Source organism: Stenotrophomonas rhizophila (assembly GCF_003751305.1).
Lineage (GTDB): Bacteria > Pseudomonadota > Gammaproteobacteria > Xanthomonadales > Xanthomonadaceae > Stenotrophomonas > Stenotrophomonas rhizophila_B.
Map to the genome: position 1 here is coordinate 1,140,713 of NZ_RJKV01000002.1, position 12,706 is coordinate 1,153,418.

Consider the following 12,706-nt stretch of genomic DNA (forward strand, 5'->3'; position numbering starts at 1 on the left):
GGTGTCGGGGCGATGAACGCGTCGTGAGGTTTGACGGGGTTGATCACGATTCGGCGGTGTTGCTCGCGATTCAGACAGTAGGCTCAGGTTATGCTTCCTCGATGCTTTATCTCGCCTCTCGATCCCCCCGACGAAATGAACTGCTGACGCGCCTGGACCGACCGTTCCGGGCGCTCGACCTTCACGTGCCCGAAGTCCGTGCACCCCACGAGTCCGCCGCCGATTACGTGCAGCGGGTGGCCGCCGACAAAGCGCGCGCCGGCCTGGCCCTGGTCGCGGAGGATCCGGAGGCGGTCGTACTGGGTTCGGACACCGAAGTGGTGCTCGATGGCCGCGTGTTCGGCAAGCCGGTGGATGCCGCCGACGCCTGCGCGATGCTGCGCACCCTGGCCGGGCGCACCCACCAGGTGATGACCGCCGTGGCGCTGGTCGCTGCGGGCCGGGAGCAGGGCGTGCTGGTGGTCTCGGAGGTGACGTTCGCGGCGATTGATGAGGATCGGATCGCGGCCTACGTGGCCAGCGGCGAGCCGATGGACAAAGCCGGTGCCTATGCGATCCAAGGGGGCGCTGAACGATATATCCGCCATCTGGCGGGAAGCTATTCGGGTGTGATGGGTTTGCCCCTGCAACAGACCGAGCAGTTGCTGCAGACGTTTGAACTGAAGGGAGTCGCCCATGTCTGAAGAAATCCTGGTCAATGTCACCCCGCGGGAAACCCGCGTCGCCGTCATCGAAAACGGCATGCTGCAGGAACTGCACATCGAACGTGGCTGGCGCCGCGGCGTGGTCGGCAACATCTACAAGGGCAAGGTGCAGCGGGTCATGCCGGGCATGCAGGCGGCCTTTGTCGAGGTCGGGCTGGAGCGCGCGGCGTTCCTGCACGCCAACGATGTGATCCGCCCGGCGCCGGTGGCCAGCCCGGATACCGAAGGCACCACGTTGCCGCCGCCGTCGTCGGTGCCGATCGTCGAGCTGCTGCGCGACGGCCAGGACATCGTGGTGCAGGTGGTCAAGGACCCGATCGGGACCAAGGGCGCCCGCCTGACCACCCAGATCAGCATTCCCTCGCGCTACATGGTGCTGCTGCCGCAGTCCAAGGTGGTCGGCGTGTCGGCCCGGATCGAGGACGAGGCCGAGCGCGCCCGCCTGAAGACCCTGGTGACCGAGCTGTCGGCCCAGCACGGGGGCTACGGCTACATCGTGCGCACCAATGCCGAAGGCCAGCCGGCCGAGGCGATCGCCGAAGACGTGGCCTACCTGTCGCGGGTCTGGAACGTGGTGGAGCGCCGTGGCCGCGATGCCGCCCCGCTCAGCGTGATCTATGAAGACCTCAGCCTGCCGCTGCGCTCGGTGCGCGATCTGATCCGCAAGGACGTGGACAAGGTCAAGGTCGATTCCAAGGAGACCTTCAACCAATTGCAGGCGTTCGTGGCCAAGTACATGCCGGTGCTGGCCGAGAAGCTGGAGCTGTACAGCGGTGATCGCCCGATCTTCGACATGTTCGGGGTCGAGGACGAGATCGGCCGCGCGCTGGACAAGCAGGTCCCGCTGAAGTCCGGTGGCTATCTGGTGATCGACCAGACCGAGGCGATGACCACGATCGATGTGAACACCGGTTCGTTCCTGGGCCAGCGCAACCTCGAAGAGACCGTGTTCCGCACCAATCTGGAGGCCGCGCAGGCGGTGGCGCGCCAGCTGCGGCTGCGCAACCTGGGCGGCATCATCATCATCGACTTCATCGACATGGACGATGCCGAGCACCGCCGCCAGGTACTGCGCACGCTGGAGAAGGCGCTGGCCCGCGACCACGCCAAGACCACCGTCTACGACTTCTCGCCGCTGGGCCTGGTCGAGATGACCCGCAAGCGCACCGTGGAAAGCCTGGAGCGCCAGCTCTCCGAACCGTGCCCGGAGTGCAGCGGCCGCGGCTCGATCAAGACCGCCGAAACCGTCACCTACGAGATCTTCCGCGAGATCACCCGCGCGGTGCGCCAGTTCGATGCGGCGCGTCTGCTGGTGATCGCCTCGTCCAAGGTCGTGGCCCGCATCACCGACGAGGAATCCTCGGCGGTAGCCGAACTGGAGGAATTCCTCGGCAAGAGCATCCGCTTCCAGGCGGATGAGCAGTACCTGCAGGAGCAGTTCGATGTCGTACTGCTCTGATCGCGGCCGGTCCGGCATTCCCACGTTCCGATGAGCACACCGCTGCGCCTGCGCCTGCGCCGGATCCGCCGCCATGCTGTGTATGCGGTGGCGATCCTGCTCGTGGGCGTGGCCCTGCTGGTCGGCACTGCCAGCCAGCTGCTGCCGCTGGCTGAGCGTCACCCGGACAAAGTGGCAGCGTGGTTGAGCGCGCGCGCGGGCCAGCCGGTGCGTTTCGATGCGCTGGATACCGCCTGGACCCGGCGCGGCCCGTTGCTGCAGCTCAAAGGGCTGCGCATTGGTGAAGGTCAGGGCCTGCGCATCGGCGAGGCCGAAGTGCTGGTGTCCATGTATGCCGGCCTGCTGCCGGGCCACTCGCTGACCGAGCTGCGGTTGCGGGGTCTGGCATTGGTGCTGCAGCGGGCAGACGATGGCCGCTGGTCTGTCCAGGGCCTGCCGCAGCCCAGTGCGGGTGACCCGCTGGAAACACTGCGCCGCTTGGGCGAACTGCAGGTGATCGGTGGGCGCTTGAGCGTCGATGCCCCCTCGCTGGGCGTGAAGGCCGATCTGCCGCGGATCGATCTGCGCCTGCGCGTCAATGGCCAGCGCCTGCGCGTCGGTGCGCGGGCCTGGGCCGACCCGGCCGCACAACCGCTGACGGCGGTACTGGAGTTCGAGCGCAAGCGCGGTGATGGGCAGGCGTGGCTGTCGGCCGACCCGGCGGATTTCCGTGCGTGGTCCTCGCTGCTGCAGTTCGGCGGCATCGGGCTGCAAAAGGGCACCGGTGAGTTCAATGCCTGGGTGGACCTGCGCGATCACCGGGTGGTGATGGTCACCACCGATGCGGATCTCCAGGACGTCCAGGTGCGCGGCGTGAAACTCGCTGACGGCACCCACCCGCAGCTGGCGCTGGACACGCTGGAGCTGCGCGCGCGCTGGCGCTGGGTGCAGGGTGGCTGGCGCGCCGATGCGCCACGCCTGCGGATCGGCATGGAAGGCAGCACCCAGCAACTGGATGGGCTGCTGCTGGCCGGCGGGCAGCACTTCGCGCTGGCCGGCGACAACATCGATGCCACCGCGCTGCTGCGCGGCCTGGCGCTGACCGACCGGATCGATCCCGGCCTGCGCGAGTGGCTGCACGAGGCCGCACCGCAGGTGCGCATGACCCGCGTGCGCGTGGCCGGCGAGCAGGGCGGGCCGCTCTCGGTGGAAGGGGATCTGGAAGACATCCGCTTCGCCGCCGTCGGCCGTTCACCCGGGCTCAGCGGTGTGGGCGGGCGCTTCAACGGCGATGCCGATGGCTTCACCCTGGATATGCAGCCGCAGCAGGTAATGCATTTTGATTGGCCGAGCGGCTTTGGCGAGCGCCACGACGTGCGTCTGGCCGGCCAGCTGGTGGGCTGGCGCGACGAGGCCGGTGGCTGGCGGATCGGCACCCCGGCGCTGCGCGTGCAGGGCACCGATTACGCGGCCGATGTGCGCGGCGGCATCTGGTTCCAGAACAACGGCACGCGCCCGTGGCTGGAGCTGGCGGCCAAGATCGACGATGTGCCGATGACCGCCGCCAAGCGGTTCTGGATTCATTCCAGGATGAGCAAGGGGGCCACCGATTGGCTGGATGCTGCCCTGGTCTCCGGGCAGGTGCGCGGTGGCGTGGGCCTGGTGACCGGTGATCTGGAAGACTGGCCGTTTGACAAGAACAACGGTCGCTTCGAAGCGACCGGGCACATCGACAGCGGCAGCATCCGCTTCCAGCACGACTGGCCGGCGATGGACAAGGTCGATGCCGATATCGCCTTCATCGGCCCGGGCTTCGAACTGCACGGCAAGGGCGACCTGGCGGGCGTCGCGGTGGACCACTTCGACGCCGGCATTCCGGATTTCGGTGTGACCGCGCTGTACGTCAAGGCGACCAGCCGCAGCGATGCCGGTGCGCTGCTGGCCATGCTCAAGCAGAGCCCGCTGCAGGGCACCTACGGCGAGACGTTGGACAACCTCACCGCGAAAGGACCCGCAGCCGTCAGCTTCGATCTGCTGCAGCCGCTGCATCGCGACGAAGGCGGCGGTCACCTGCAGGGCACGGTCGACCTCCATGGCGCGACCCTCACCGAGAAGCGCTTCGACCTGGTCTTCGAGAACATGCGCGGCAAGGCCCGTTATGGCCATGGCGGCTTCGATGCGGAGAACCTGGCGGTCCGTCACCAGGGCCAGGACGGGCTGCTCAGCCTGCGCGCCGGTGAGTTCGTGCGCGATCCGCGGCAGGCCTTCGAATCCGAACTGACCGCCTCGCTGGAGGCGGGGGCCCTGCTGGACCGCGCCCCGGAATTGAACTGGCTCAAGCCTTACATCCAGGGCACCTCGCGCTGGACCATCGGGGTGACCCTGCCCAAGGTCGCCGCCGGCAGCAAGGTCGAACCGCCGACGGTGCTCAAGCTGCATTCGGATCTGGTCGGCACCACGCTGGAACTGCCGGCGCCGCTGGACAAGCCTGCCGCTACGCCGTTGGCGACGGACGTCACCGCACAGCTGCCGATGGGCAGCGGCCGTGTGGATGTCGCCTTCGGCCAGCGTCTGGCCTTGGCCGCGCGCACGCATGACAACCAGACCGGCGTACAGGTCACCCTCGGCAGCGACCGCGTGGATCGCGATCCGCCGCCCAGCGGGCTGGTGGTGAACGGTCGCAGCGGCTCGCTGGATGCGCTGGAGTGGATCGCGCTGGCCCGCTCGCCGGACGGCGGCGACGGCAAGGACCCGATGCCGCTGCGGCAGGTGGACGTGCAGGTCGGCCAGCTGCTGCTCGCCGGCGGTGTATTCCCGCAGACCCGGCTGCAGCTGCGACCGACCGGCAACAGTGTGGACGTACGCATGGACGGCCCCTCGCTGGCGGGCAGCCTGAGCGTGCCCAACGCCGACGGCGGCACCATCGTCGGCAAGCTCAGCCGCGTGCACTGGCAATCGCTGCCGACGCCGGTGAAGCCGCCCAGCGATGGCGCCCCGATCCTGCTGCCGCCGGACGTGGCCCTGCCGGCGCGGGTCCAGGCCAGTGCCAATGACACCAATCCAGCCAAGATCCCGCCGCTGGCGCTGGATATCGACGACCTGCAGTTCGGCAAGGCCAAGCTCGGCCAGGCGGTATTGCGCACGCGGCCGATGGCCAACGGCCTGAGCGTGGATCAGCTGCAGTTCCGCGCGCCCAAGCAGGCGATCGACGTCAATGGCCGCTGGATGGGCATGGGCGAGGCCGCGCGCAGCCAGTTCAACGTGCAGGTCAAGAGCGAGGACCTGGGCGGGCTGATGCAGAATCTGGACTATGGCGGCCAGCTGCGTGGCGGCCAGGGCCAGCTGACCATGACAGCCGGCTGGCAGGGCGGCCCATCCGACTTCCAGCTCGGTGCGCTGCAGGGCCAGCTCGACGTGCAGGCCCGCAATGGCCAGTTGCTGGAACTCGAACCCGGTGCCGGGCGCGTGCTCGGCCTGCTCAGCGTGACCCAGCTGCCGCGCCGGTTGATGTTCGATTTCCGCGACTTCTTCTCCAAAGGCTTTGCCTTCAACCAGGTCGAGGGCAGCGTGGCGTTCGGCGACGGCTTGGCCACCACCGACAAGGTGCTGATCGAAGGCCCGGCGGCGAACATCACCATCCGAGGCAAGACCGATCTGCGCCAGCAGCGTTTCGACCAGACCATCGACGTCAATCCGCGCGCGGGCAACCTGCTGACGGTGGTCGGTGCGGTGGCAGGCGGCCCGGTGGGGGCGGCGGTCGGCGCGGCCGCCAATGCGGTGCTGTCCAAGCCGCTGGGTGAGATCGGCGCCAAAACCTACCGCGTGACCGGCCCCTGGGCCGAACCCAAGGTCGATGTGATCGACCGCGACGCAGCGCCCAGGCCGGCCCCGGCCGCACCGCCGGCGCGCTGATCCCTTTCCCGCGCCCGGGTTGCGATTGCGCCCGGCGCCCACAGATCAAAGAGCATGAACAACAACGCACTTTCGCTGGCCACCGACCGTCTGCTGCTGCCCGCCGGGCTGGATGCGAACGGTCTGGAACGCACGTTCGGCACCCTGTTGGGCCCGGGCATCGATTTCGGGGATCTCTATTTCCAGCACGCGCGCCGCGAGAGCTGGAGCGTGGAGGACGGCATCGTCAAGGACGGGGCGCATTCGATCGAGCAGGGCGTGGGCGTACGCGCCATCGCCGGTGAGAAGACCGGCTTCGCCTACTCCGACGACATCCACAGCGACGCGCTGCTGGCCGCGGCCAACTCGGCCCGCGCCATTTCCCGCGAGGGTGGGGCGCAGTCGGCCCGCTCGCTGGTGCGTGGCAGTGGCCGCGCGCTGTACCCGGCACTGGACCCCATCGATGGCATGGGCAACGAGGCCAAGGTCGAGATGCTCAAGCGGCTGGACCGCTACCTGCGCGCCGCCGATCCGCGCGTGCAGCAGGTCATGGTCAGCCTGTCCGGGGGCGTGGACACGGTATTGATCGCGCGCAGCGATGGCGTGCTCGCGGCCGACATCCGCCCGCTGGTGCGCTTGAATGTGCAGGTGATCGTCGAGCAGCAGGGCCGGCGCGAGTCGGGTTACTCCGGCGGCGGCGGTCGCTACAGCTATGAAGACCTGTTCGCCGATGGACGCCCGGAAGGTTTCGCACGCGAGGCCCTGCGCCAGGCGCTGGTGAACCTGGAGGCGATTCCGGCCCCGGCCGGGGTGATGACCGTGGTGCTGGGCCCGGGCTGGCCCGGCGTGCTGCTGCACGAAGCAGTCGGCCATGGCCTGGAAGGTGACTTCAACCGCAAGGGCACCAGCGTGTACGCCGGCCGGATCGGCGAGCGCGTGGCCGCACCGGGCGTGACCATCGTCGACGACGGCACCCTGGACGGACGCCGCGGCTCGCTGAACATCGATGACGAAGGTCACCCCACCCAGTGCACCACCCTGATCGAGGACGGCATCCTGGTCGGCTACATGCAGGATTCGCTCAATGCGCGCCTGATGGGCGTGGCCCCGACCGGCAACGGCCGCCGTGAATCGTTCGCGCACATGACCATGCCGCGCATGACCAACACCTACATGCGCGCCGGCCAGCACGATCCGGAAGAGATGATCCGCTCGGTCAAGCGTGGCCTGTACGCGGTCAACTTCGGTGGCGGCCAGGTCGACATCACCAGCGGCAAGTACGTGTTCTCGGCCACCGAGGCCTACCTGATCGAAGACGGAAAAATCACCGCGCCGGTGAAGGGCGCCACCCTGATCGGCAACGGGCCGGAAACCATGCAGAAAGTGCGCATGATCGGCAACGATCTGGCCCTGGACGAGGGCGTGGGCATCTGCGGCAAGGATGGCCAGAGCGTGCCGGTGGGCGTGGGCCAGCCGTCCCTGCTGATCGATGGCATCACCGTGGGCGGCACCCAGGCCTGAGCCGGGATGCATTCGCCTGCGCTGCCTGATCACGCGGCCGCCAGCGGGGCGCTGGCGCCGCCGCGTGAGCGCCGGGACTCAGTCCTCGGCGTTCTCGTCGCTGTCGCTGTCCGTGTCGACCGCGTCGTCCAGCGCCTCTTCGGAGGCGGCGTTCACGCCTTCCAGGCCGAGCGCGGCCGGCAGCAGCAGCGCACGCAGCAGTTGGAAAATCTCGCGGTAGGCGCGCGGTGGCTTGTTCTTGGCCTTTTCGGCCTGGGCGTTGCGCACCAGCGTACGCAGCTGCTGGCGGTCGGCATGCGGGTACTCGTCCAGCAGCGCGCCCAGCGCCTTGTCACCGTCCTTGAGCAGGCGTTCGCGCCAGTCTTCCACGCGGTGCATGGTCGCCACTTCACGGCGCGAGGTCTCGCTGTTGGCATCCAGCGCATCGCGGATCGCATCCAGCACGGCGTCGTCTTCGCGACGCATGTGCTTGGCCAGGAACGCCAGCTGGCGCTTGTGGGCGATATGCGCGGTGATGCGCTTGGCCTCGGCGATGTGCGGCAGCAGATCTTCGGGCACCGGCAGGCGCGCCAGCTGGGCCGGGGTCAGCGAGACCAGCTTCTCGCCCAGGGCCAGCACGTCCAGCGCAGCCCGGCGGTTCTGGCTGCGGCTGATATCAAGGAATTCACCGGTTTCTTCGTCGCGTCCGCGCATCGTCTTATTTCCACATCCGTAAACTGTGCCGGCGTCGCGCCGGGCACTCACCTGTACAGGATAAAGCATTGAACGTGATCTCCCCTGAAGTCTCCCCGGCCGACGACAGCCTGCAGCGCCTGGAGCAGCTGGCCGACATCTCCCAGCGCCTGCTGGAGCGGGCCAAGGCCCTGGGCGCCACCCAGGCCGAAGTCAGCTGCAGCGATGAGCGCGGCCTGGATGTGAACGTGCGCCTGGGCGAGGTCGAAACGGTCGAGTCCACCCGTGATCGCGGCATCGCCGTGACCGTCTACTTCGGCCAGCGCAAGGGCAGCGCCAGCACCGCCGACCTGCGCGAGAGCAGCCTGGAGTCGACCGTGGCCCAGGCCTGCGCGATCGCCCGCCACACCGAGGACGACGAAGCGGCCGGCCTGGCCGAGGCGGCGCTGATGGCCCATGAGTTCCCGGATCTGGACGGCTGGCACCCCTGGGAACTCAGTGCCGACGCGGCGCTGGATCTGGCGCTGGCCTGCGAAGCGGCCGGTCGTGAGGCCGATACCCGCATCAGCAATTCCGACGGGGCCTCGGCGGCGACCGCGCAGAGCCTGTCGGTGTATGCCAACTCGCATGGCTTCATCGGCCGCGAGCGCAGCAGCCACCACTCGATCGGCTGTGCGCTGATTGCCGGGCAGGGCGATGGCATGCAGCGCGACGGCTGGTACAGCAGCGCGCTGGCCCGCGAAGATCTAGACGATGCCGCGTCGATCGGCCGCCGTGCCGCCGAGCGCACCGTCGCCCGGCTGGACCCGCGCTCGATGACCACGGCGCAGATGCCGGTGCTGTATTCGCCGGAGGTGGCCCGCTCGCTGATCGGCCATCTGCTCGGTGCGGTGTCCGGCGGCGCGCTGTACCGTCGCGCCAGCTTCCTGCTCGACAGCGTCGGCACGCGTCTTTTCCCGGACTGGTTCGGCATCGAAGAGCTGCCGCTGCTGCGCCGCGGACTGCGCTCGGCCGCTTTCGATGGTGATGGCGTGGCCACGCGTAATTCGGCGCTGATCCGCGATGGCGTGCTGGAGCGCTACATCCTCGGCAGCTACTCGGCGCGCAAGCTTGGCCTGCCGACCACCGCCAATGCCGGTGGCGTGCACAACCTCAAGGTCACCGCCAACGCAGGTGATCTGGTCTCCATTGCCCGGCAGATGGGCAATGGACTGCTGGTCACCGAACTGATGGGGCAGGGCGTCAACAGTGTCACCGGTGACTACTCGCGCGGCGCCGGCGGCTTCCGCGTGGAGAACGGCGAGATCAGTTACCCGGTCGATGGCATCACCATCGCCGGCAATCTCAAGGACATGTTCGCCAGCATCGAAGCGGTGGGCACCGACATCGACACGCGCTCGCACGTGCATACCGGTTCGATCCTTGTAGGACGAATGACCGTTGCCGGTAACGATTGACGTATTCTATGGGGGCTGCCCTGGCAGGCGGGGAGCCTGCCGCGTGCAATACCCATTACCTCGAACAAGGAGTTTCACGTGAGCGATTTCGATAACGTCACCACCCCGCCGCCGCCGGTGAGCGCACCGGCCCCGGCCGAACAGCGCACCATGGCCCTGGTGGCCCACCTGCTGGGTATCTTCACCTGGTTCCTCGGCCCGCTGATCATCTGGCTGATCAACAAGGACGACAGCAGCAAGAGCTTCGTCACCGATCAGGCCAAGGAAGCGCTGAACTTCCAGATCACGATCACCATCGCGATGCTGATCTGCATCGTGCTGACCATCGTCATCATCGGTGGCCTGCTGGCACCGATCGTCGGCCTGCTCAACGTGATCTTCTGCATCATTGCAGCGGTCAAGGCCAACAACGGCGAAGCCTACCGCTACCCGTTCGCACTGCGCCTGATCAAGTAATCGATCCGCAGCGCTGGAACGAAAAAACGCCCGGGATTCCCGGGCGTTTTTTTGTGTCCTGGCATTGTAGGGCCACGCCCTGCGTGGCGGCCTGCGCGATCGCTCAGTGATCCCGCTCAACCGCCAGCCTGGCCAGCGCACGCAGTGCATCGGCCGCCTCGCCATAGCCGGCCAGACCGTCGAACATCTGCTCGCTCAGCGTGCGCAGATGTGCCTTGGCGCCGTCCATGCCCAGCAGCGCCGGGAAGGTCGACTTGGCCTGCGCCTCGTCCTTGCCCGCGGTCTTGCCGAGCTGTTCCGAACTGGCCTCGACATCGAGGATGTCATCACGCACCTGGAAGGCCAGGCCCAGCGCCGAGGCAACCGTATCCAGCGTCGCCAGATCAGCCGCGGGCGCCTGCCCACACAGCGCGCCCATGCGCACCGCAGCGCGGATCAGCGCGCCGGTCTTGAGCGCATGCATGCGTTCCAGGTCCTGCAACGGCTGCTGATGGCCAGTGGCGTCGATATCCAATGCCTGGCCGCCGCACATGCCGGCCGCGCCGGAGGCGTGCGCCAGGGTCTGCAGGCAATCCACGCGCAGCTGCGCCGGCAGCGCCGCATCGGCCAGCAGGCTGAACGCACGCGTCTGCAGGGCATCACCGGCGAGAATCGCGGTGGCTTCATCGAAAGCGATATGGGTGGTCGGGCGGCCGCGACGCAGGGCGTCATCGTCCATCGCCGGCAGATCGTCGTGCACCAGCGAATACGCATGGATCAGTTCCACCGACATCGCAGGCGCATCCAGCGCGGGCTCGTCAGCGGTGAAGATCCGGCCGCTGGCATACACCAGCAGCGGGCGCATCCGCTTGCCGCCCCCGAGCACCGCATAGCGCATCGCCTGATGCAGACCACGCGGGGCGTCGGATGGAGAGGGCAGGCTGGTGTCGAGCTGGTGTTCGATCCGGTCGCGCCACCGCGCGAACGTGGCCTCAACCGTCATGGCTGGGGCGGGTCGAAGGGTTCGGCGGTCTCGGGCTGGGCCGGATCGCTGAGCAGGCGCACGCGCAGTTCGGCCTGTTCCAGCGCCTGCTGGCACTGGCGGTACAGACCGACGCCACGTTCGTAGGCGCTGAGCGATTGTTCCAGGCTCATTTCGCCGGTTTCCATCTTCTCCACCAGTTGCTCCAGTTCTTCCAGCGACTGCTCGAAGTGGGCGACCGGGGAGGTTTCATTGGGGGACTTTTTTGCCATGCGACAAGTGTGGGCCGCTGGCCCGGCGGGGTCAATTCACGCCGCGCCCGGAGTCCACTGCAACTGCGCGTGATGGGCCAGCAGCCACGGCTGCAGGGCCGCACCGATCACCCGGTCGCCCGCGGCCAGTAGCGTGTCTTCGTCGAACAGCAGTGGCAGCTGGCGGCGCTGCCACGGTGGCAGACCCTGCTGCTGCAACAGATCCTTGAGTGCGTGGGAATGCGTGCGCCCCGGCAGCTGGATGCGCTCCCCGCCGCGACGCGCGCGGATCTGCACGGGGGTATCGAAACCGTCGGTGGTGCCGAGCAGCCGCAGCTCGCCGCCATCGGGCAGCGCCAGCGGCGCACGGCCATCCCAGTGCACGCTCCAGTCCGCCGGCAGCGCCAGGCTGGCCGAGAGCAGGTGCAGTTGCCCGCGCCAGCGGCGGATGCGGGCACCCTGCCAGGCAAACTGCGCGTCGGCATGGTGCGCGGCCGGGAGCAGTTCGCGTTCGACCGCCTCGACCCCGGCGGCAGGCAGTGGCGGCAGTCCACTGCCACGCACCCAATGACGCAGCAACCGCGCGCGCCGCTCGACCGGTTGGCGCATCAGGCGCGCGCAGTCGATCACGCCGGGGCCGACACTGCAGCGTTCCAGCGCGTCGCGATCGGCACTGTCGAGCAGATGCTGGGACTGCGCGGACAACGCTGCACTGCGTGCGAATGCAGCGTCGGCCTGGGGCCAGCGCTGGCGCAGTTGTGGCAGCACGTGCAGCCGCAGGAAATTACGGTCGGCGTCATCGCTCGCGTTGCTGGGGTCTTCGATCCACTCCAGACCTTCGGCCTGCGCGTGTGCACGCAGGGTGCTGCGCGGAACCTCCAGCAACGGCCGCCACACGGTGCCGGCGCCGAATGCGCTGGTGACCTGCATCGATGCCAGGCCATCCACGCCGGAGCCACGCAACGCCCGCAGCAGGAAGGTCTCGGCCTGGTCATCGCGGTGATGGGCCAGTGCCAGCCGCTCGCCAGGCAACAGCTGTGAAGCGAATGCGTCGCGCCGGGCATGCCGCGCGGCAGCTTCCAGCCCCTGGCCCTGGTGACGGGGCACCTGCACGCGGATCACCCGCAGCGGAATGTTCCAGCGTGCGCAGACCTGCGTGCAGTGGACGGTCCAGGCGTCGGCCTGCTCCTGCAGGCCGTGATGGATGTGCACAGCGCGCAGGCCGGCGGTGCGCTGAGCCGCCGAGGTGGCCAGCCAATGCAGCAGGACGGTGGAATCGAGCCCGCCGCTGAAGCCCACCAGCACGGGGTGGACGACAGAGGGCGGTGGCGGCAGCAGGGACGTCATGGGCAGTG

Annotated in this window: 10 protein-coding genes; 6 read left to right on the plus strand and 4 right to left on the minus strand. The window is 68.3% G+C overall.

The window, feature by feature from the left end; all coding sequences use genetic code 11:
- The first annotated feature begins 101 nt into the window (after positions 1-101).
- From EDF74_RS13540 to tldD, 4 genes are read left to right on the plus strand one after another with little or no spacing between them, the layout of a single operon-like run.
- Positions 102-683 carry a Maf-like protein gene (locus EDF74_RS13540; RefSeq protein ID WP_123730582.1) on the plus strand — a complete coding sequence of 194 codons (582 nt, stop codon included), beginning with the start codon at positions 102-104 and terminating at the stop codon, positions 681-683.
- The gene (rng, locus tag EDF74_RS13545; RefSeq protein WP_123730583.1) at positions 676-2,163 is read left to right on the plus strand and encodes a ribonuclease G; all 1,488 of its coding nucleotides are present in this window, start codon (positions 676-678) and stop codon (positions 2,161-2,163) included. The genes EDF74_RS13540 and rng overlap by 8 nt, the downstream gene beginning before the upstream one ends.
- A gap of 30 nt (positions 2,164-2,193) precedes the next feature.
- Positions 2,194-6,054 (plus strand): YhdP family protein, encoded by a 3,861-nt coding sequence (locus EDF74_RS13550; RefSeq protein ID WP_123730584.1) that lies wholly within the window; start codon positions 2,194-2,196, stop codon positions 6,052-6,054.
- Positions 6,055-6,108: 54 nt separating this feature from the next.
- Positions 6,109-7,554, plus strand: coding sequence for a metalloprotease TldD (gene tldD, locus EDF74_RS13555; protein WP_123730585.1), 1,446 nt, complete (start codon positions 6,109-6,111; stop codon positions 7,552-7,554).
- Positions 7,555-7,632: 78 nt separating this feature from the next.
- Here the strand turns inward: tldD and yjgA are convergent, their stop codons facing one another.
- Positions 7,633-8,247 (minus strand): ribosome biogenesis factor YjgA, encoded by a 615-nt coding sequence (yjgA, locus tag EDF74_RS13560; RefSeq protein ID WP_123730586.1) that lies wholly within the window; start codon positions 8,245-8,247, stop codon positions 7,633-7,635.
- Positions 8,248-8,315: 68 nt separating this feature from the next.
- On the opposite strand from yjgA, the gene pmbA reads away from it, so the two are divergent.
- Positions 8,316-9,683: a metalloprotease PmbA gene (pmbA, locus tag EDF74_RS13565; protein WP_123730587.1), complete on the plus strand. Its 1,368-nt coding sequence runs from the start codon at positions 8,316-8,318 to the stop codon at positions 9,681-9,683.
- A gap of 78 nt (positions 9,684-9,761) precedes the next feature.
- Entirely contained in the window at positions 9,762-10,139 is a 378-nt protein-coding gene (locus EDF74_RS13570) for a DUF4870 domain-containing protein (protein WP_088434456.1), read from the plus strand.
- A 103-nt stretch (positions 10,140-10,242) separates the two neighbouring features.
- Here EDF74_RS13570 and EDF74_RS13575 read toward each other — a convergent pair whose 3' ends face one another.
- The 3 genes from EDF74_RS13575 to tilS are packed head-to-tail and all read right to left on the minus strand — an operon-like array spanning position 10,243 to position 12,698.
- Complete coding sequence (locus tag EDF74_RS13575; RefSeq protein ID WP_123730588.1) at positions 10,243-11,121, minus strand: polyprenyl synthetase family protein; 879 nt, start codon at positions 11,119-11,121, stop codon at positions 10,243-10,245.
- Positions 11,118-11,372 carry an exodeoxyribonuclease VII small subunit gene (locus EDF74_RS13580; RefSeq protein ID WP_123730589.1) on the minus strand — a complete coding sequence of 85 codons (255 nt, stop codon included), beginning with the start codon at positions 11,370-11,372 and terminating at the stop codon, positions 11,118-11,120. Before EDF74_RS13580 ends, EDF74_RS13575 begins: the two co-directional genes overlap by 4 nt.
- Before the next feature lie 36 nt (positions 11,373-11,408).
- On the minus strand, positions 11,409-12,698 hold the full coding sequence (gene tilS, locus EDF74_RS13585) for a tRNA lysidine(34) synthetase TilS (protein ID WP_123730885.1): 1,290 nt from the start codon (positions 12,696-12,698) through the stop codon (positions 11,409-11,411).
- Positions 12,699-12,706: the final 8 nt, after the last annotated feature.

Excerpts from the sequence above, each read along its gene's own strand:
- EDF74_RS13550 (WP_123730584.1), top strand. The coding sequence starts at position 2,194 with ATGAGCACACCGCTGCGCCTGCGCCTGCGCCGGATCCGCCGCCATGCT.
- EDF74_RS13580 (WP_123730589.1), bottom strand. The coding sequence starts at position 11,372 with ATGGCAAAAAAGTCCCCCAATGAAACCTCCCCGGTCGCCCACTTCGAG.
- tldD (WP_123730585.1), top strand. The coding sequence starts at position 6,109 with ATGAACAACAACGCACTTTCGCTGGCCACCGACCGTCTGCTGCTGCCC.
- yjgA (WP_123730586.1), bottom strand. The coding sequence starts at position 8,247 with ATGCGCGGACGCGACGAAGAAACCGGTGAATTCCTTGATATCAGCCGC.
- EDF74_RS13575 (WP_123730588.1), bottom strand. The coding sequence starts at position 11,121 with ATGACGGTTGAGGCCACGTTCGCGCGGTGGCGCGACCGGATCGAACAC.
- EDF74_RS13540 (WP_123730582.1), top strand. The coding sequence starts at position 102 with ATGCTTTATCTCGCCTCTCGATCCCCCCGACGAAATGAACTGCTGACG.
- rng (WP_123730583.1), top strand. The coding sequence starts at position 676 with ATGTCTGAAGAAATCCTGGTCAATGTCACCCCGCGGGAAACCCGCGTC.
- tilS (WP_123730885.1), bottom strand. The coding sequence starts at position 12,698 with ATGACGTCCCTGCTGCCGCCACCGCCCTCTGTCGTCCACCCCGTGCTG.